Annotated in this window: 20 protein-coding genes; 3 read left to right on the top strand and 17 right to left on the bottom strand. The window is 47.7% G+C overall.

Translation table 11 applies throughout. From position 1 onward, the window contains the following. Positions 1–40: 40 nt before the first annotated feature. The 8 genes from A9237_RS17575 to fliD are packed head-to-tail and all read right to left on the bottom strand — an operon-like array spanning position 41 to position 6,273. A complete protein-coding gene (locus A9237_RS17575; RefSeq protein WP_078608840.1) occupies positions 41–1,033 on the bottom strand; it encodes a flagellar motor protein MotB in 993 nt (330 codons plus the stop codon). Next, complete coding sequence (gene motA, locus A9237_RS17580) at positions 1,033–1,890, bottom strand: flagellar motor stator protein MotA (protein ID WP_005435952.1); 858 nt, start codon at positions 1,888–1,890, stop codon at positions 1,033–1,035. The genes A9237_RS17575 and motA overlap by 1 nt, the downstream gene beginning before the upstream one ends. Before the next feature lie 10 nt (positions 1,891–1,900). After that, the gene (locus A9237_RS17585; RefSeq protein ID WP_020195753.1) at positions 1,901–2,629 is read right to left on the bottom strand and encodes a FliA/WhiG family RNA polymerase sigma factor; all 729 of its coding nucleotides are present in this window, start codon (positions 2,627–2,629) and stop codon (positions 1,901–1,903) included. 12 nt (positions 2,630–2,641) lie between these two features. After that, a complete protein-coding gene (locus A9237_RS17590) occupies positions 2,642–3,151 on the bottom strand; it encodes a flagellar basal body-associated FliL family protein (protein WP_078608841.1) in 510 nt (169 codons plus the stop codon). Positions 3,152–3,173: 22 nt separating this feature from the next. After that, positions 3,174–4,229 (bottom strand): flagellar hook-length control protein FliK, encoded by a 1,056-nt coding sequence (locus tag A9237_RS17595; RefSeq protein WP_078608842.1) that lies wholly within the window; start codon positions 4,227–4,229, stop codon positions 3,174–3,176. Continuing rightward, complete coding sequence (locus tag A9237_RS17600) at positions 4,226–4,546, bottom strand: hypothetical protein (RefSeq protein ID WP_009705006.1); 321 nt, start codon at positions 4,544–4,546, stop codon at positions 4,226–4,228. The genes A9237_RS17595 and A9237_RS17600 overlap by 4 nt, the downstream gene beginning before the upstream one ends. Continuing rightward, complete coding sequence (gene fliS, locus A9237_RS17605) at positions 4,530–4,916, bottom strand: flagellar export chaperone FliS (protein WP_045479820.1); 387 nt, start codon at positions 4,914–4,916, stop codon at positions 4,530–4,532. The genes A9237_RS17600 and fliS overlap by 17 nt, the downstream gene beginning before the upstream one ends. A gap of 19 nt (positions 4,917–4,935) precedes the next feature. Continuing rightward, the gene (fliD, locus tag A9237_RS17610; RefSeq protein WP_078608843.1) at positions 4,936–6,273 is read right to left on the bottom strand and encodes a flagellar filament capping protein FliD; all 1,338 of its coding nucleotides are present in this window, start codon (positions 6,271–6,273) and stop codon (positions 4,936–4,938) included. Between the two features lie 417 nt (positions 6,274–6,690). Between fliD and A9237_RS17615 the strand changes: the two genes are divergently transcribed. Then, entirely contained in the window at positions 6,691–6,978 is a 288-nt protein-coding gene (locus A9237_RS17615) for a hypothetical protein (protein ID WP_078608844.1), read from the top strand. A gap of 107 nt (positions 6,979–7,085) precedes the next feature. Here A9237_RS17615 and lafA read toward each other — a convergent pair whose 3' ends face one another. From lafA to A9237_RS17660, 9 genes are all read right to left on the bottom strand, one after another. Next, positions 7,086–7,997, bottom strand: a complete 912-nt coding sequence (gene lafA / locus A9237_RS17620; protein WP_078608845.1) for a lateral flagellin LafA — start codon at positions 7,995–7,997, stop codon at positions 7,086–7,088. Positions 7,998–8,223: 226 nt separating this feature from the next. Then, positions 8,224–9,021: an EAL domain-containing protein gene (locus A9237_RS17625; RefSeq protein WP_086027696.1), complete on the bottom strand. Its 798-nt coding sequence runs from the start codon at positions 9,019–9,021 to the stop codon at positions 8,224–8,226. After that, positions 9,014–11,104, bottom strand: a complete 2,091-nt coding sequence (gene flhA / locus A9237_RS17630; protein ID WP_078608846.1) for a flagellar biosynthesis protein FlhA — start codon at positions 11,102–11,104, stop codon at positions 9,014–9,016. The genes A9237_RS17625 and flhA overlap by 8 nt, the downstream gene beginning before the upstream one ends. 31 nt (positions 11,105–11,135) lie before the next feature. After that, positions 11,136–12,263, bottom strand: a complete 1,128-nt coding sequence (gene flhB, locus A9237_RS17635; RefSeq protein ID WP_078608847.1) for a flagellar biosynthesis protein FlhB — start codon at positions 12,261–12,263, stop codon at positions 11,136–11,138. Next, positions 12,260–13,036, bottom strand: coding sequence for a flagellar biosynthetic protein FliR (fliR, locus tag A9237_RS17640; protein ID WP_078608848.1), 777 nt, complete (start codon positions 13,034–13,036; stop codon positions 12,260–12,262). The genes flhB and fliR overlap by 4 nt, the downstream gene beginning before the upstream one ends. Next, positions 13,036–13,305 carry a flagellar biosynthesis protein FliQ gene (gene fliQ / locus A9237_RS17645; protein ID WP_005375036.1) on the bottom strand — a complete coding sequence of 90 codons (270 nt, stop codon included), beginning with the start codon at positions 13,303–13,305 and terminating at the stop codon, positions 13,036–13,038. Before fliQ ends, fliR begins: the two co-directional genes overlap by 1 nt. A gap of 12 nt (positions 13,306–13,317) precedes the next feature. Further along, positions 13,318–14,085: a flagellar type III secretion system pore protein FliP gene (fliP, locus tag A9237_RS17650; protein WP_078608850.1), complete on the bottom strand. Its 768-nt coding sequence runs from the start codon at positions 14,083–14,085 to the stop codon at positions 13,318–13,320. Positions 14,086–14,103: 18 nt separating this feature from the next. Continuing rightward, positions 14,104–14,472: a flagellar motor switch protein FliN gene (gene fliN, locus A9237_RS17655; protein WP_005435977.1), complete on the bottom strand. Its 369-nt coding sequence runs from the start codon at positions 14,470–14,472 to the stop codon at positions 14,104–14,106. Further along, complete coding sequence (locus A9237_RS17660; RefSeq protein WP_005435978.1) at positions 14,469–15,287, bottom strand: FliM/FliN family flagellar motor switch protein; 819 nt, start codon at positions 15,285–15,287, stop codon at positions 14,469–14,471. Before A9237_RS17660 ends, fliN begins: the two co-directional genes overlap by 4 nt. 486 nt (positions 15,288–15,773) lie before the next feature. Here A9237_RS17660 and A9237_RS17665 point away from each other — a divergent pair, with 486 nt between their 5' ends. Together A9237_RS17665 and A9237_RS17670 are read left to right on the top strand one after the other, a co-directional pair. Next, positions 15,774–16,712 carry a MotY family protein gene (locus tag A9237_RS17665; RefSeq protein WP_237358464.1) on the top strand — a complete coding sequence of 313 codons (939 nt, stop codon included), beginning with the start codon at positions 15,774–15,776 and terminating at the stop codon, positions 16,710–16,712. After that, positions 16,712–18,043, top strand: coding sequence for a sigma-54-dependent transcriptional regulator (locus A9237_RS17670; RefSeq protein ID WP_009704998.1), 1,332 nt, complete (start codon positions 16,712–16,714; stop codon positions 18,041–18,043). The genes A9237_RS17665 and A9237_RS17670 overlap by 1 nt, the downstream gene beginning before the upstream one ends. Positions 18,044–18,052 lie beyond the last annotated feature (9 nt).

Raw genomic sequence — 18,052 nt, forward strand, 5'->3', positions numbered from 1 at the left:
AGGTCACGCAGAGGGTAGAAACTGGTGACCTTTTAGGGGGTTAGAGGTCTTGAATCTGAGCTTTTTGGTCGCTCGGTTCGACCGAGTAACGAATCACTTCTTGCCTAATGACGGGCTGATTAAATTCCGCTTGTTGCTTGGCCTTTTGTAACTCACTGTCTTCTTGATTACCAAAGAAGGTTTCCAACACTTGTGCCGCTGGCGTAGTCAGAATAAACAACTCGATTCGACGGTTTTCGCTAGAGTCAGGCTCTTCAGGATTCAGTAGCGCGCGATCCGACATGCCTGTCACTTGCATGACGCGATCATCTGGCATGCCGCCTTCCACCAAGGTATTTCTTGCAACATCCGCACGAGAGGCGGACAACGCCCAGTTTGATTGTCGACCAAAACGCTTCTTGAACGGTGTCGAGTCAGTATGGCCACTGATGATCAATGGATTGCTGATACGTTCGAACACAGGAGCAAGCGCAAGTAATAAGTCTTCAAAGAAAGGGGTCAACTCAGCGCCGCCACGACTGAACATGTGTTGCTTGTAGTCATCTTGCAAAACAATACGCAGACCTTGCGGTGTGATGGTGACATTAACGTTACCTTGCGCGCTGATTTGTCCGACGACTTCATCAATTACTTTTGCCAGCAGAGCAAGTTGCTCTTGGGTATCGAAATTGCCTGGGATAAGCGAGTCAATCTCTGGGCCATCGCCGTCACCTTGGAAGAACGAGCTGACGACATGGTTGGAGTTGTGTTTACTTGGCACAGAAGAGTCCTGTGCCAAGTCGATAGGAGAGATACTTTGTGAGGTATCGAAAGGGTTGCCGTAGCTCTTATCAAAAACGCTCGAACTATGAAGGTGCGCCACAATGGCTTTGCGCTCTTCCTTGTCGACCACTTGCATGACCCAAAGGACAAGAAACAGCGCCATCAACGCGATCATGAAGTCGGCAAACGCGACCTTCCACGCGCCACCATGAAACTCGTCATGGTTATGTGCTTTTGCGCGTTTGAACACCACATGCTCTTGTTTTTGCATTATCCCTCCTGTTCAGCTAGCCACTTCTCCATTTGGTTGAAAGTTGGTTTGATGTCTAACTGAATGTGTTTACGGCCAGCGTCGATAGCGAGCAAGGTAGGCTTCTTCGCAACGTAAGCAACCAAAGTGGCGCGTACACATTCGAAAGCCGTCATGTTTCGTCTAACTCGTTGAGCCATGGCGTTACTGAGTGGATCTAAACAACAGTAACAACCGAAAATACCAATGAATGTACCAACAAGGGCGGCAGCAACGTGGTAACCAATCAACGCAATTGAGCCATCAATGGCTTGCATGGTGATGATGATGCCACCGACTGCTGCAAGAATACCGAACCCTGGAAGTGCCTCTGCCGTGCGCTGCATAGAGCGTGAAGGTAGGAGCATCTCGGTTTGAATCGCTTCGATTTCTTGTTCTAACAGTCCCTCTAATTCATGAGGCGACATTTGTCCCATTGCCATTAAACGTAAATTGTCGGTAATGAAAGAAATAAGGCGGTGATCGTTACTGACTTGTGGGTAAGCAAGGAAAATCGAGCTCTGCTCTGGTGATTCAATGTGAGAATCGAGAAACTTAAAGCCACGGCTGCGTGCGGTTTCAAGTAAGTTGTTCAGCAGCGCCATCAGTTCCATGTAGTACTCGTACTCTTCACGTGGGCCAGAGATGGTCGCACGCACTTGTTGGCGCATTTCTTTTAGCACTTGTGGCGGGTTACCGATGATCAGTGAGCCAGCGGCCGCGCCAATGATGATCAAAAACTCGGCTGGCTGCCAAATTGCACCGAGGTTACCGCCTGCCCACATGTATCCGCCGAAGACACACATCAGGACGGTAATGGCTCCAAAAAACTTTTGCATCTTGTGACTCCTAAGAGGACATTAATTGGTTGAGTTGTTTAAGCGCTTGTTTGTGCAACTGACAGATGCGAGGTGGTGTCAGGTCGAGCACGAGCGCGATTTCATGGAGGTTGAGTTCGTGTTGATAGAACAAGGTGAGCAAGAGCTGATCGCGCTTCGACATTTTGCCAAGTGCGGTGTCTAAACTGCGACGAATGTGTTCATGCTCCATACCGTCGTATTGGCCGCCGAAGTGGCTGTCTCCACCTGTTTCCATCAGTTGGTCGAGGCTTTGCATTTCGCCCGCCAACGCTGCATTTTGACGGTTGTAGAAGTCTTGCTCGTCAGTGCCAAGCGCTTTGATGATTTCCGCATCGGTCGGCATTCTGCCCAGTGCACGAGTGAGGTCTCGGGTTACGTCGTTCAACTCATGCGCTTGTTGGCGGGTTTTGCGAGAGCGCCAATCTAAACGGCGAAGCTCGTCCAAAATCGCGCCACGAACACGACAAACAGCAAAAGCGGGGAAGTGTGGGTCATCCACATCCCCATAACGACGTCCGGCTTCGACAAGCGCTATCAAACCAATTTGCTGCATGTCTTCAATACTGCAATGAGAGGTCGCGTGAACGCGCAGTTGGTTGACCACGCGTTTAACCATGACTTGATGACGTTGCAGCAAGGCGTTTTCATCAATCGGGCGAGACGGAGTATTCACTTCCTCCGTCGCGGTATAACTTTCCTGTAAGTTCATCTCCAACATAGCTGTGCTCCGTTATTGCACAACGTATTTGGTCAGCAGAACATCATCGATATCGCGCACGATGTCGGTTTTTGCAAAGGCCAGTAGTAGGGTTTCTTTCACTTCGCTTTGCAGAATATCGATAGCGCCCGTTTGTTGTAGCTCATCAAAGGTTTTGTCACTGAAGAGTTTTAGCAGTGAGTTTTGTACCATTGGCATGTAAGCATCAATGTTCTTCATGCGTTCAGGACGGCGTGTTTCCACGGCAAGCTCAAGCATCACAAAGTGCGTCTGCTTTTTACCTTTGATGGTTAGAACCACTTTGTCTAATGGATGAAAGCTTGGGCCTTTCGTCGTCGGTTGCTCACCAGTTAAGAAAGCCAGCGGTGAATCTTCCAAGAAAGTGCTCACGCTCGATTCAGATGAAGAAGACTCCGAACTTTTGTTGAGGTACCAAATACCGCCTACCACAGTGGCAGCGGAAACGAGGGCACTGGTGATGATCATGGCGATAAACAGGGCGATCATTTGTTGTTTGGTCATAACCTTTTTCCTCGATGATTAATTAGGCTTGAGTGTTCAGCCAATGCTCTGAATAGTTTGTTGTTGTATGTGTTTGAAATGCGTTGGTATCACGCGCAGCGAAGATGTTTGTCTCTTCTTGAGCACCTTCATGTGCTTGTCTTTCTTGACCTTGGTCCGAACCTACGTTGACATCTACATGCACAAAGTTTTGCTCTTGAAGCTCGGTGCGAAGGCGCTCAGACACTTGCATCAAGGCTTCACGAGTTGCGGCGGTATTGGCGTTGATTTGCACGCTCAGGCGGTCACCTTCCACGCGTACCAGCAAATCCAACTTGCCCAGTTCTGGTGGGTCGAGACGGATTTTAGCTTCTTGTAGGTTTTGCTGAGCTTGCAAAGTCACGCGGTCTTGCAGCACTTGCATCATCTGCTCGCCCCATTTACCAGAACTGGTATCCACGCGAACCGCCGCCCACTCCGCACCTTGAGCTGGAGTCGCTGCCAATGGTGAGGTTGGGTTCGAATGCGTCCCTGTTGCTGTGTGCGTTTGTGAGCTGGCCGCTAGCACTTGCCCTTGAACGGGTTGATTAAGCAGAGTTTGCAAGTCCGAAGCCGACACCTTTAGTGCGCTTGTTGTGCCGGTTTGAGGGGCGTTTGGGCTCTCTTGCACTGTGGCGTTAAGCATTGGGTTTGCTTGGTTTCCGACATTTGTATTTTGATAAGACTGACCTGCCGATACTTGCGCAAGTTGGTTGGTTTCGCCTTGCTTGAGCTCGGTTTTACCCATTCCTTGGATGAGAGCTTGCGCTTGAGTGGCGAGATCCGTAATAGCAGGAACCGCAGTCAGTAACGCGCCATCAGGGCTGACTTCAGCGTTGAGTTCCTGTGTGTCAGCTTCTGGTGGGGTAGCTTGCGCTGGTAAGGCTTGTGCATTTAAACGAAACCCCGCCACCACAAGAGGTGCGTTGGTTTGGCCCTGTTGATTTACCGAGGCTGCATCGGTTTTCGAAAAGCCTTGTTCTGAACGCGCTTGTGAAATTTTGCCCGACGATGACGACTGAGAAGACGCATTTGCAGGCACTGAATTGGTTACCATCATTGCGTTAGCTCCATCGTCATCGCGAGTTGATAAGCCATGGCACGCTCTTGTTGATCGTTCACCATATTCATTTCTTGTTTTAGCTCGCTGGTGGCTTTTTCCAATGCCGTGAACGCGCACGCATGCACGGCTTTTGCTCGCTGGATTTCCGGTGCGAGTTTCGGATCTTTCAAAAATGGCTTATGGCTGATCAGCAGTTCGCGCAATTGTAAGTCGTAACGTTTAAGCGCTTGCCAATCGGCCGTTTTAGTGGCGATTTGGATCAGTTTTGACAAGTGGCGAAATCGCTCTGGCGACACTTTATGCTTGCTGTCCAAAGTTCATCCATCCTTCTCGAATGTTACCCATTACACGCTCAACATTGTCTAAGCGCGCTGCATCATTCTGTACACTGGTGTAATACAGTTCGACTTGGCAGAAGTCATAGAGTTGGCGTAAGTTTTCCGCGATCTCTCCGCCATTTTCTTCATCTAACGCGCTGCTCAGGCCGATAAGGATATTCATACACTTATTGATACCCGTTCCCTTTTCTGCCAGACGGTTTGCCGCCAGATGGCCACGAACACGTTCTATTTCATCGAGTAACCCATCGATCAACATGACGACGAGTTGGTGTGGGTTGGCTGATGCAGCTTGAGCATCAAGATCGACCTGTTGGTATGAGTCGTAGCCGGAATCCATTAGCATGAGTACTTCTCCTAAAGCCTTAACCAAACATCGACATGGTTTGGTTCATTTGCGTCATTAAGGTGTTCATTTGAGTGAATTGTTTTAGGTAGCGGTTGTACGACATCTCGTACTTGCGTTCTAAAGTGGTTTGTTTGTCTTCAATTCGGTCTAAGTTGGCTTGCAGCGCATCTTTGCGAGAATTGAACGTGCCTGAAGAGAACTTCAAGAATGGTTCTGCCATGTCATCAAGCGAGTCGAGCAGGGCGCCATCACCGTTAAACATGGTTTCTAGTGCGGCACTGTTGTTCTTCTGTGCTTCGGCAAACTTATCCTGATCGACTTTCATTTTGCCGTTTCGATCAAGAGTGATACCGACTTCGCTTAAACGCATGCCTCCATGTTCGCCACGAACTAAGCTAGTTAGTTGGCTTTCAATAGAGCGTAAGGTTGGGTCGCTGGCCAAAACGCCACGGGCTTTATCTTCCCCGCCAACTTGAGTGTATTCATCGAGTGTAGAGACTAAGGAGTTATAGGCTTCGACAAACTTGTTCAGTTGTTCTTTCGTGCCTTCGCTGTCCGTTCCTACTTCCATTGAAATAGGTGCGTCACCTGAGGTTTGTGCTTTGGTGACGGTAATATCGACACCACCAATCACGCCTTCAAAAGTATTGCTAGAGTTGGTGAGTTGAAGACCAGTTCCTTCCGCGCCAAGCCAGATAACAGCATCTTGTGGTTTGCTGATTTCTGTCGTGTTGGTGAACGCATCTTCAAACCAAGCTTGCCCTGTTCCCGTCGCACTGACATTGATGGTGTTTGCCACGCCTGTCTCGGTACTAGAGAGCATGAAGTGTGTTTGTCCGTTTGAGCGAACAAGTGTGGCATTTACGCCTGGGTTATCAGGGTTGTTGTTGATTGCACTGACTAGGTCTGTCACGGTCGCTTTGCCATCGCCGTCGGTATCTACCGTCGACATATCTAACGTCATAGTTTCACCGTTGATGGTGAACTCTAGAGTGCCGGCAGTCGGAACTTCTGTTGAGGCATCTAGATTTGCTGGCATGCCGGTAGATATTTGGTGTGACGTTGCGACTTGTTCAACAAAGATCTGGTAGTTACCGACTAACGCGTTCGCATCGGCACTCGCGGTGAAAAAGCCATCTTGAGAGGTTGTTGCCGTATTCTTGATGATGCTGTTTGTGCTGCTGTTCATCTCGTTAACCGCAGTGCGGAATTCACGCAGTGCACTTTCCACTTTACCTAAAGCAGTAAGCTGCGCTTGGTATCGATCGGCTTGCAATTGGTAGCGCTGTTGAAATGGCTGAACATCTAACGTGGCGAACTGGGTTGCCATGGTAATTGGATCTAACGAACTCATGAGGTCGCTCCCTCTCTCATCTGTATTTGGCTTTTGTTGTGCCAGTAATAAATACTCAATCGCAAGATGTGTGCCTGATGTTTATATCTATATAAAACAGTGTCTTACGATATTTTTTGTTAGTTGGGAGGAAGCGCTTTTTCCACCTTGTTGGTTCCGCTTTCCCCTTGATGGTTAAAGGGGTTTCCCAAATAAAACAGGCGACCAAAAGGGCTGAAAGATTTAATCCAATGGAGGAAAGAAAGGAGAGGTATGGGGTTGTATGCATAACGAGCAGAATTCGGCGTTTACTGCTAAAGGATTCAGATTTTTCTGATCCTGTCTGAATGCAAAGGTTTGCTATCTTATGCCCCTGCAATTTTTGTGGTTGCTAACGTCTGGCTATTCCCCCCAATTCGACTAAAAAGAACGACAGTAATGAATGAATTTGTTTTACGACTGATGAAGTGTGCCCGTGCGTATGAGGCTTTCATTGGCACTAAACTACGCAGTAAACAGAACATTAATGCCGAAGAACTGGCGAACATCCGCATAGAAGCGATCTCTCGATTCCCTGAACTCAAAGCGTATCAACCTCATCGAGGAGTAGAGTCTGCCGAGTTGGAGCTGTTCAACAAGGTTTTGCACAACACCATGCTAAAAGCTGGTTTCCGTATTCCTGCTAACCACACTAACGAAGCCACTTCCATCTACATCCGTCGCTAGAACGCTTTTCCAAAGCAGACAAAGAAAAAGCCTCCCGGATGAAGGGGAGGCTTTGAGCTTTCGGACGAACTAAATTTTGCGCGTTGTTAGCGAATAGAAAGGTTCTATTAACGCAGTAGCGACATTGCCATGCCTGGCAGCTGGTTAGTTTGAGAAAGAACTGTTGTACCTGCTTGCATTAGCATTTGGTTCTTAGTCATGTTTGAAGATTCAACAGCAAAGTCTGCATCAGTGATACGGCCTTTCGCTGCAGATGTGTTCTCAACCATGTTGCCTAGGTTAACCATTGTGTGTTCAAGACGGTTAATGCTTGCACCTAGGTCTGAACGAACAGCACCTAGTTGACCAATAACACCACCATCGGCAGCAGTACCAGCGGTGCCATCAGCTAGCGTGTCAGAGTTAACAGATAACGCATCCATCATAGACTGTGGTGAGTCACCACCAGCTGCTGTGAAATCAGCCGCTTTAGCATCAGCTGCGAAGGCCTTTAGAGCAGCTAGTCCATCAGTGCTTGCAGCACCAGTACCACCAATGCTTAGTGTTTCTGCTTGCGAAGCACCGATTTGGAATGTTACACCGGTGCTGATTGCGCCGCCTGCATCAAGTAAATTGTTACCACCAAAGTTAGTGTTTGTGATGATATTTTCTAGCTCTGCGCCTAGAGCTTGGAACTCTGATGATAAAGAAGCGAGGTCAGCATCAGAGTTGGCACCGTTTGCAGCTTGCGTTGCTAAGTCGTTCATACGGTAAGCAATGTTAGTCATTTCGTCCATTGCGCCTTCGGCGGTTTGCATCATTGAGATGCCGTCTTGTGCATTACGCATCGCAACGTTCATACCACGTGACTGAGCTTCTAGACGGTTTGCGATTTGCAGACCTGCAGCGTCATCTGCTGCTGAGTTGATGCGGTAACCCGTGCTTAGACGCTCCATCGCAGTGTTAAGCATGTTGTTTGTATTGCTTAGCGTGTTTTGAGTAACCAGCGAAGCGTAGTTAGTGTGCATTGATAGAGCCATAATCTGTTCTCCTTGATTGTTCAATGTGGGACTATCGCCCCGCTCACTAACTAGAGGCGGTCGGTTGGTTTTAATGATTAATTGGAAATTTAAAAATTTTTTCGAAATCGCCTAATTTGATGATTTTTGGTGACATCTATTCCAGAAAATCCGCATTTTAAGGCTGTTCAGACATAAAAAAGGGCGAGTTCTTATTGCTGAACTCACCCTTTATCGTCACCCCTGTTTATTCATCGTCGAACGATTTAAACGACAATGAAGTGGGAATATCACTGAAATAGCCAAAGTAATAACTCGCACCAAGTAAGCGGTAGCGGTTGAGTTCATTTTGGCTTGCGACTCTTCCGGCTACCCAAGGAAATTGGTTACGACGCAGGAAGCGAGCTATAGGTAGGAACGCGTGTTGATCTTGTTTGTTTTCCATGGTGACGGACAGCTTGATCATGTCGGGTTCAAACTCAGCAATGCGCTCAAAGTGCGCTTGGCTGGTCGCGATTTCAAACCATAAGGCATACGCGTTGTCTTTCAGTTGTTCAACCAAAGTGGTGACTCGTTCGTGCAGGCACAGGGTTTCATCGGCCTGCAAAGAGGGCACCACATGCTGAAATGCCGCTTTGTGGAATTGAATCATCTGATTCAAAAAATAGCCGCCTGCCTGCCACAACAAAGCGTCAACACGAATGGGTACGACGACATTGCTGATAAGGTCGGGATGAAAGGTCTCAAGTTGGAACTGTGTTTGGCGCAGCGCTAAATACAAGCTGTATAAATCTAAGCAATATTGCATTTGCTCTGACAATTCAAACTGATAGACACTCTGCTCCCCACGTAGGCCAAAGCGTAGAGTGAGGTGTTGGTATTCCACCTCGCCAGTTTTGGTTTCACGGATCGCCTGACAGGCGTGTTGAATGTCATTGTGTTTAAGTGCATCAAACACCAGTTGGTCGTCGTCCGTGACAATGTGTTGCAGTGCGAGATCGCACAGATAGTCGTACATCGCTTTTGTTGAGATGAGATTAACCAAGGTTTCCTACCACGTTGATCTGTTTGTTTTCTGGAATTTCATTGTAAGACAGTACCGCCAATCCTTGGGTAAAGGTACGTGCATATCGTGCCAGCAATGGGCGCAGCTGAGGCATGACCAATAAGATTGGCGGCAGCCCTTGTTGCTTCAATTGCTGACGAATCAAAGGCAAGTTCTGTTGGAACTGACTAAGAATGTTTGGCTCGATTGGGAAGCTATCGAGCATGACAGCGCCTGCGGCTTGAGCTTGTTGCAACGACGTCATTAACATCTGTTCAAGTTCATCAGACAAGGCGTAGACGTTCAGTTCGTTTTTCTGACCCGCAACCAAGTTAATCAAGGTTCGCTTAAGTGCGCAGCGTACATCCGCCGCGAGTAAAATCGGATCTTTGGTGTTTTCTGAAGATTCCAACATGGTGTTAGCGATGGTGCGAATGTCTTTCAATGGCACTTGGTCGAGCAGAAGCTGACGGTAAACCTTAAGTTGCTGTGCTGGCGTTAGTGCAGCGGCTAAGGCTTCAGCCAATTTTGGCGCTTGCGCCGTAAGACGTTGAGTCATGGCTTCAACATCGTCATGAGTAAACAATTCAGCCAAATTGGTTTTCATGATTTTGCTGATGTGTGTGGCGATAACCGTGCCATCATCAACCACTTGGTAGCCCATGTTTAGCGCTTTCGCTTTGTCTTGATGTTCAATCCAAACCGCAGGCAATTGGTAGGCTGGGTCACTGCCAAGAATACCATCCACTTCGCCATAGGTTTCACCCACAGCAATCGCCATCAAACGTTCTGGCTCGATAAAACCTTGTTCAATCACTTCGCCGTTCAGAGCAATGGTGTATTGGTTCGGCTTTAAACTTAGGTTGTCGCGAATACGCACTTCCGGCAGTAGAAAGCCCACTTGCTCGGACAGGTTTCGACGAACACCGCGAATACGCTGCGCCAAAGGTGCACCTTGCTCTTTGTTAACCAAGTGAACCAATCGGTAGCCCAACGCAAGAGACAGGGTATGGACATGAGGAATATCGTCCCAAGTAAGTGCGGTTTCTTCTTCCTGCATGGCATGAGAGAGTGCTTCTACTTGGTCGATTTGCGTATCTTGCACTGGCTTTTTGCTCTGTCGCCAACCTGCAAACGCCAATACTGCTGCAAAGGTGAAGAACGCGAGATGAGGCATTCCCGGAACCATACCAATAATAGCCATGATCGCCGCTACGGTAAACAAGGTTGCCGGTGTTGCAAGCAACTGCTTGTGCATGGTTTCCGACATGCCGTTATCGCTGTCGTTAATGCGCGTTACGATGATAGCGGCAGCGGTAGCAAGTAGAAGTGATGGAATTTGAGCAACTAAGCCGTCACCGATGGTCAGTAGGGCGTAAGTCTTGAAGGCTTCTGATGCTGGTAGTCCGTGTTCGAACACACCAATGCTGATACCACCAATGATGTTGATGAACAGGATCAGCAAGCCGGCAACCGCATCACCGCGAACAAACTTGGATGCACCATCCATTGAACCGTGGAAGTCCGCTTCGTTTGCCACTTCTTTGCGGCGTTGACGCGCAGTTTCTTGGTCAATCAAGCCTGCGTTTAAGTCGGCATCGATGGCCATTTGTTTGCCCGGTAGCGCATCCAAGGTAAAGCGTGCTGATACTTCAGAAATACGTTCGCCACCTTTGGTGATCACGACAAAGTTAATGATCATCAAGATGATGAACACCACCATACCGACCACGTAGTTTCCGCCGATCACCACTTCACCGAAGGCTTGAATCACCTTACCAGCCGCATCGCCGCCGTTGTGACCCTCAAGCAATACGATACGCGTTGAAGCCACGTTCAGAGTAAGACGCAGCAAGGTCGCGACCAACAGAATGGTTGGGAAAATCGAAAAGTCGAGTGGTCGCTTCGCTGTGGTGCTGACCAACAATACCAAGATGGCTAATACGATGTTGAAGGTGAACAGCGCATCCAATAGCAAGGGTGGCAAAGGCAAGATGACCATCGCCAGTACCATCAACAAGACGATTGGAATGCCAATGTAGCCTTTGGTGGAAGTTTGAAGTTGTTTTAACCGGTTAAACATACTCTGGTGTCCTTGGGTAAACGCGGGTTAATCAGTGTTGCAAATGCTTTGGAATTGAAAAATGAGGCAAAGGCGTTGGCTCTTTTCCATCCCCTTTACGGAAGGCTTTCAATTGCAAAACGTAAGTCAGAATGTGTGCCACGGCGATGTAGAGCTGGCTTGGTATGGCTTGCTCAATCGCCGTGGTGTGATAAATCGAACGAGTCAGCGGCGGCGAGTTGATGATCTCAACTTTGTTCTCGCGTGCGATGCGTTGAATGTGCATGGCGGTTTCATCGACGCCTTTTGCCACCACAAATGGTGCATCGGACAGGGATGGCTCGTATTTCAATGCAACGGCATAGTGGGTAGGGTTGGTGATCACCACGTCTGCGGTGGGCACCATTTTGTCGATTTTTCGACGTGCGAACTGTTGCTGAATTTGGCGAATGCGTTGTTTAACTTCAGGTCGACCTTCGTTGTTCTTAAATTCTTCTTTCAGCTCTTGTTTGGTCATGCGCAGTTCTTTGAGGTGCTCCCAACGTTGATAAGGAATATCAATCACCCCAAACAACAACAGGGCAAAGCCCATCAGCAGCAGACCTTCAAACAGAATCGACATGATCAGTGAGAAGCCTTGGCTAAGTGGTAAGTTTTGCATGCCAAGCAGTGGCTGAAGGTGGTTGTCTAGGTAGCCATAAAGAATGCCGAAGATGACTAATACTTTGACGGTGGATTTAACCAGCTCCACCACTGAGCGAGTGGATAAAATACGCTTGATACCCGAGATAGGATTGAGCTTACTCAGTTTCGGTAGCACGTTCGCCGGACGGAACATCCAGCCGCCTAACACCATGCTGCTGCCAAAGGTGACAATGATGATGACCGTGAAGAGAGGCAAGAGCATCTCAATGATCACCGCCAAGCTCTGACCAAGGTGCTCCACCAATTGTTTTGGGTTTTCTAGGTCTGCTTTGGTTAAGGTCATGTTGTAACGGAATACGCCCGACATGCTCTCCCAAATGCTATTGAGCTGGGAATAGAAAAACATCGCAACGGCTAAGAAGATAACCGCGGTAGTGAATTCTTTTGCACGAGGAATTTGCCCTTCTTGACGGGCTTTTTTTACCTTCTGGGGGGAGGCTTTCTCGGTTTTGTCTTGAGACGACTGTTCGCTCATGCGCCCCCCAACATAAAGTTATTTAAGAAACGAATGGTGTCGTGGACTAACGCGGTATAGCGACTTGGCACCCCAGAAACAGAGATCAACACGCTGAACAAACCTAACAGCATGGTCATCGGGAAGCCCAGAGCATAAACGTTTAGAGAGGGCGCGGCTCGGTTCATCACACCAAAGCTGATGTTGGCGAGCAGCATGGAAACGATAGCTGGCAATGCGAGAGCCAACGCAGAAGCAAACATCCACCCAAAGATATTCACGACGCCTTGCAAAGACAGGGCGGTGATACCCGATCCCACCGGCCAAACGACAAAGCTCTGAATGACGATGTCGATAACCAGTAAATGCCCTTCAAGCGCAAGAAACAGCAAAGTTGAGAGGATAAGGAACATGCGACCGAGAATTGCCACGGACAAGCCGTTAACCGGATCGTTCATCACGGCCATACCTAAGCCCATTTGCAATGAAATTGTCTGGCCGAGCATGGTAAAAACATTGAATAACATGTGCAGGATTAAGCCGAACATCAGGCCCCATATCGCTTGCTCAAACGCTAAGAAAAGCGAGGTCATTGAGAACAGTTCGACTTCTGGCATCGGTGGCATAAGTGGCGCGGTGATCACCACAATTGAGAGGGCAAGCAAGCTGCGAACCCAGACTGGAATCAACGCGTCACCAAAAAATGGCATGGAAATGAACACGGCACCGACGCGAAAAAATGGCCACCAAAGCTGACCTAGAATCACGGATAGTTCCGCAAACGTGATCGCCATTAGCCGATCATCCCCGGAATGTTGTGGAACAAGAAATCAAACAGTTCCATGATTTTTCGCAGCATCCAGTGACCTGCAAAAATCACCATTAGCAGCGTGACCAACAAACGTGGCAGGAAGCTTAGCGTTTGCTCGTTAATTTGCGTAGCAGCCTGAAATACAGCAATACACAGGCCGACAATCAAACCCGGTACGACCAAAACGGCCACCATCAAGATGATCAGCCAAACGGCATCAGAAAATAGGGTAACGGTGAGTTCCGGTGTCATGATGCGCCCCCACTACCCAAAGCTGGCGGATAGTGTGCCGACCGTCATTGCCCAACCGTCGACCAGAACAAACACCACCAATTTGAATGGCAGAGAAATGATCAGAGGTGACAGCATCATCATACCCATCGCCATCAAGACGCTGGCGACGACAAGGTCGATGATCAGGAACGGGATAAACAACATAAAGCCGATTTGAAACGCGGTTTTCAGCTCACTGATGACAAAAGCCGGCAACACGACCGCAAACGAAATGTCTTCCACATTTTGGTCGATGGGCTCGTTGGCAATGCGCAACATTTGCTCCAGCGAGCTTTGGTGGGTTTGTGCCAACATAAAGTTTCGCACTGGTTTTTCGGCCACCGAAAACGCCTGCATCAAGGTGATTTCGCCATTGTCATAAGGCTTAAAAGCATTGTCGTGGATATCGGTCCAGACAGGACGCATGATGAGTAACGTCAATGCCAGTGCAATGCCGACCAACACACGGTTTGGTGGACTTTGTTGTAGACCTAATGCCTGACGCAGAATCGCCAATACCACGATAATGCGCGTAAAGCTGGTGGCCATGAGTATGAAAGCTGGCAAGAAGCTGAGCGCCGTCATCAGCAATAGAATCTGCAGCTTAACGCTGTACTCTTGCTGCGTGTCTCCGTCGGAAACGGATAAGATGGTTAAACCGTTGTCAGCAGCCATGGTTGGAAGCGTAAACAACAGCACACCAAGCAATGCAATCACCAATAAAGGTAATCGACGCTGACTGGCACCCAGAACATTCATCGCACAACCCACCTGAAATTATCGACCTACGCTGTTAAGCGCAGAATCATGAACGTTGATCAGGCGCAGGCCATATTTGTCGTTAATGACCACGACTTCCGCTTGCCCCATTAGGGAACCATTTACTTTTACATCAAGCGGTTCGCCATTGAGCTTGTCCAGTTCAATCACGGTTCCTTCACCGGCTTTCATCAAGTCACCCAAAGGAATTTCTTTGCTCGCCACCTCAAGTGTCACGGTAACCGGGATGCTTTTGAAGAAACTCAAATCGCGCTCAGCAACGGGCTCTGGAGCGAAAGCTTGTTCGGTTTCGAAATCTTCTAATTGAAAATCGTCAAAGTTTAATTCATCGGCGTCGAATGCTTGGTTCTCTTGCGCTTCGCTCATCGCTGCGATTCCTTATCTGGGTTAAAGATCAATACAAGCTGACCGTCTTGTTCTGCAACACGACCAGAGAAAAGAGTTTGGTTACCAATGCTCACTGGCACGGTATTGAGAAGTTCGATTGGCAAAATATCGTCTGGCTGTAATCCAACCACATCACTCAATGCCATGGTTTTCTTGCTCAAAACGACGTTAAGACGTACGGGGGTTGACTCTAACGAGCGACAAAACGGCTGATACAAATCCGCATCGTTATGAAGGGCTAGCTGCTCAATCAAGGTTTGAATCATGGTGCTATCAAGCTTGAGATGAATGGCACCTTGGAAATCTTCAAACGCGATTGAAAGCTCAGCATGCAGACCGATGCCTCGTGGCGTTTCATATTCGCAGGGTTGCCACATTTCTTGAGGCGCTAGCCAGTTGATGATGATTCGACTGATACGCTCTTGAAGGCGCAGGTCACTCGCGGTCAAGCTAGTAGAAGTACGCTCTGTTGCCGCACCGTAAAAACGGTCAGCCAGTTTGATTAGTGCTTGTGCGTCTCCGTGGATATACACCATGCCACCATCTTGATGCTGATAAGTGGAGGTTTGGTCTTTATCCAATAACGTTGGCGAGAATCTGTGTAGCTCTACTGCAACTAAATTCGCTTCGATTTTGTTGGAGCTGAGCCAATTTTGTAATTCATTGGTTAGGCTTGAACAAGATTCTGAAATCAAACTTTCGAGCTTTTCACGAATGATATGAATAGGTTTGCCTAGCAACTCTACATCAAGCAATTTGATGTCGGAAATAGGCTCGTTAACTCTGCTTTCCATTTATATTTTACCGTGCGTTAACAAACGAAACTGTTTTAACTTAATTGCGGACAGTCTACACAGACTTTTTTATGATCCTTTAGTTTCAACTTTAAAGATTGTGACTTTAGTTCACATGTTGATTTGAAGCTAACCATAGGTACTTTTAATAAAAATTAAAAAGAGTTAGTTTTGACTTATAAAAGAGTTAATAAAAAATTATAACAATTATTAGCTAAGTTGTTGTTAATTCGGTCAGTTTATGCTGATAGGGAAAACGGCAGCTTTTTCAATTTGAGCTTTGTAACTCATTGTTTTGTTGGTCTAAAAAAGTCTTTCGACGAATGCTTCTCTAAGCTGTGTGAACGATTAATGACCACTTTTAATATTTCAGAATAGGGAATTAATATGATTACCTATGCCAAATTTTTTCATCCAATGGCATATTTAATTAAACCTTCAATGTCAGGGTTGTGTGATAAATACCTGCGAAGAAGAGGTTTGATAATATTTTCTAAAGTATTCCTATTAGCTGGTTTAACTTCACCTAATTTTGCATTGGCAGGTGAAAAAATCACCATACCCATGGACCTTTCTACTTGGCTATATAAAGGAAATAAATTTGAGTGCAACTTAATGCATTCAAATATTCCACAGGGGAAGTTTTATTTCCTAGCGGAACCAAATAACCAAGTTACATTTATTGCTGACGTTCACAATAACAACAATAAATGGAATAACGTTTTATTGTTTAGTGAGAGTGCTCCTTGGGAAAAAGAGCTTTTAAGGAAAGAAGAGGCTTCTCTTGCATTAACAACAGCAACGAATCAGTTTGCTTTCACGCATGGGACGGAGTCTCTACTTAAAGCCATTACTTCCGGAAGTTGGGTTACGTTGTCACTAAGCGGAAAGAATGATTCCGCCATCAGTGGTGTCACCTTACCAACCATTCAAATTCAAAATGCGTTGGCATCATTCAATCAATGTCGAGCGCAGTTGCCGAAGTTGTCGTACTCCCAAGCTCGTGATGTGAACTTGCCATTCCAGTTTGGCCAAAAAACACTAAGTCGTAGCCAACAAAGCACTATCGTAGCTTTATACAGCTACATTTCTGTCGATGACCGCGTCACCAAGATTCTGGTTGATGGTCATACCGACAATGTTGGCTCTCAATTGGCGAACTTAACCGTATCTCGCCAGCGAGCGGAGCAAGTCGCAGAAGCTCTGGTTCAACTAGGCGTTGACCGTTCGTTGATTGAAGTTCGTGCTCATGGCTCGCGATACCCAATAGCAAGCAATAACACGCAAGCGGGACAAGCTAAAAACCGTCGTGTGACGTTGCGCCTTGTTCGAGACAACGAGCGTGTGGTTGCCAAAATCAACGTTGCTACCAACAACGCAGAAGCAAAACAACAAACCCAACAAGAGAAGGTAAAGGTTCAATGATGACGAAAACGGATATTTTGTTGGTTGAGCCAAATGAACACCTTGCTCAACCAGTGCTTGATGTTCTCGGGAACGCTGGTTATTCCGCAAGACACAGCCGCACTGGTCGCAGCGCGCTATTGGAAGAGCGAGCTTGCATTACGTTGGTCAGCTCAAACTTACCGGACATGTGTGTGCGTGAGTTTGTCGCTTGTCATCAAAAGCAGCGTAATGCTGGCGTGGTGATTGCGATTGTTGACCAAGAGCAGGGCATTTTGGCGGCGGAGACGATGAAGTCGGGTGCGACGGATTACTTGCTTCGCCCATTTGAAACAAACCAATTGCTGAACTTGCTCAAGCGTGTAGAAGCGTTGGGCAAACCACTGGCAAACATCGTTGCCGAATCATGGCGCAGTAAACAAGTGCTTCAACTCGCGCATCGCGCCGCGTGTACCAATGCTAGCGTGCTTATTACTGGTGAATCTGGCACGGGTAAGGAAGTGCTGGCGCGTTACGTTCATGAACAATCGCCTCGTGATGATGGCCCGTTTGTTGCCGTTAACTGTGCCGCTATTCCAGAATCAATGCTGGAAGCGGTGTTGTTTGGTCACGTGAAAGGGGCATTTACCGGAGCCACGAATTCGCAAAGTGGTAAGTTTGAAGAGGCCAATGGCGGCACGATTCTGCTCGATGAAATTGGTGAAATGTCACCGGCGGTTCAAGCAAAGTTGTTACGTGTACTTCAAGAGCGCGAAGTAGAACGTGTTGGCAGCCACAAAGCGATTCAGTTGGATATCCGAGTGATCGCCGCGACCAACAAAGACTTGCGTGAAGAAGTGCAAAAAGGCACGTTCCGTGAAGATCTTTACTACCGCCTAGATGTGCTGCCATTGCATTGGCCGCCATTGCGTGAGCGCAAAGAAGACATCTTACCTATCAGCCAATTCTTTATTGAAAAATACCAAGATAGCAGCCGTTGTCATCTGTCCCAAGATGCCATTGCTGCGCTAAGCCAGTACCACTGGCCGGGCAATATTCGTGAACTCGAAAACGTCATTCAACGAGCACTTGTCATGCGCCATGGGGATTACATCACGGCTCATGATCTAATGCTGCCGATTGAATTGCTGACGCCAGTGCCTTCCGCTGAGCCTGTTTCTAGCTTTGGTCATGTCGAAGCGAAGAAGCAAGCCGAGTTCCAATTCATCCTAGATAAATTACGTCAGTTTGGTGGAAACCGAACCAAAACCGCCAACGCTTTGGGTGTGTCTACTCGGGCGTTACGTTACAAGCTTGCAGCAATGCGCGAACACGGTATTGATTTACAGTCGGCGCTTGGCTCGGCTGCCTAAAAGGAGAAA

Source organism: Vibrio owensii, assembly GCF_002021755.1.
GTDB lineage: Bacteria > Pseudomonadota > Gammaproteobacteria > Enterobacterales > Vibrionaceae > Vibrio > Vibrio owensii.

Excerpts from the sequence above, each read along its gene's own strand:
- A9237_RS17575 (WP_078608840.1), bottom strand. The coding sequence starts at position 1,033 with ATGCAAAAACAAGAGCATGTGGTGTTCAAACGCGCAAAAGCACATAAC.
- motA (WP_005435952.1), bottom strand. The coding sequence starts at position 1,890 with ATGCAAAAGTTTTTTGGAGCCATTACCGTCCTGATGTGTGTCTTCGGC.
- A9237_RS17585 (WP_020195753.1), bottom strand. The coding sequence starts at position 2,629 with ATGTTGGAGATGAACTTACAGGAAAGTTATACCGCGACGGAGGAAGTG.
- A9237_RS17590 (WP_078608841.1), bottom strand. The coding sequence starts at position 3,151 with ATGACCAAACAACAAATGATCGCCCTGTTTATCGCCATGATCATCACC.
- A9237_RS17595 (WP_078608842.1), bottom strand. The coding sequence starts at position 4,229 with ATGATGGTAACCAATTCAGTGCCTGCAAATGCGTCTTCTCAGTCGTCA.
- fliS (WP_045479820.1), bottom strand. The coding sequence starts at position 4,916 with ATGCTAATGGATTCCGGCTACGACTCATACCAACAGGTCGATCTTGAT.
- fliD (WP_078608843.1), bottom strand. The coding sequence starts at position 6,273 with ATGAGTTCGTTAGATCCAATTACCATGGCAACCCAGTTCGCCACGTTA.
- A9237_RS17615 (WP_078608844.1), top strand. The coding sequence starts at position 6,691 with ATGAATGAATTTGTTTTACGACTGATGAAGTGTGCCCGTGCGTATGAG.
- lafA (WP_078608845.1), bottom strand. The coding sequence starts at position 7,997 with ATGGCTCTATCAATGCACACTAACTACGCTTCGCTGGTTACTCAAAAC.
- flhA (WP_078608846.1), bottom strand. The coding sequence starts at position 11,104 with ATGTTTAACCGGTTAAAACAACTTCAAACTTCCACCAAAGGCTACATT.
- flhB (WP_078608847.1), bottom strand. The coding sequence starts at position 12,263 with ATGAGCGAACAGTCGTCTCAAGACAAAACCGAGAAAGCCTCCCCCCAG.
- fliR (WP_078608848.1), bottom strand. The coding sequence starts at position 13,036 with ATGGCGATCACGTTTGCGGAACTATCCGTGATTCTAGGTCAGCTTTGG.
- fliQ (WP_005375036.1), bottom strand. The coding sequence starts at position 13,305 with ATGACACCGGAACTCACCGTTACCCTATTTTCTGATGCCGTTTGGCTG.
- fliP (WP_078608850.1), bottom strand. The coding sequence starts at position 14,085 with ATGAATGTTCTGGGTGCCAGTCAGCGTCGATTACCTTTATTGGTGATT.
- fliN (WP_005435977.1), bottom strand. The coding sequence starts at position 14,472 with ATGAGCGAAGCGCAAGAGAACCAAGCATTCGACGCCGATGAATTAAAC.
- A9237_RS17660 (WP_005435978.1), bottom strand. The coding sequence starts at position 15,287 with ATGGAAAGCAGAGTTAACGAGCCTATTTCCGACATCAAATTGCTTGAT.
- A9237_RS17670 (WP_009704998.1), top strand. The coding sequence starts at position 16,712 with ATGACGAAAACGGATATTTTGTTGGTTGAGCCAAATGAACACCTTGCT.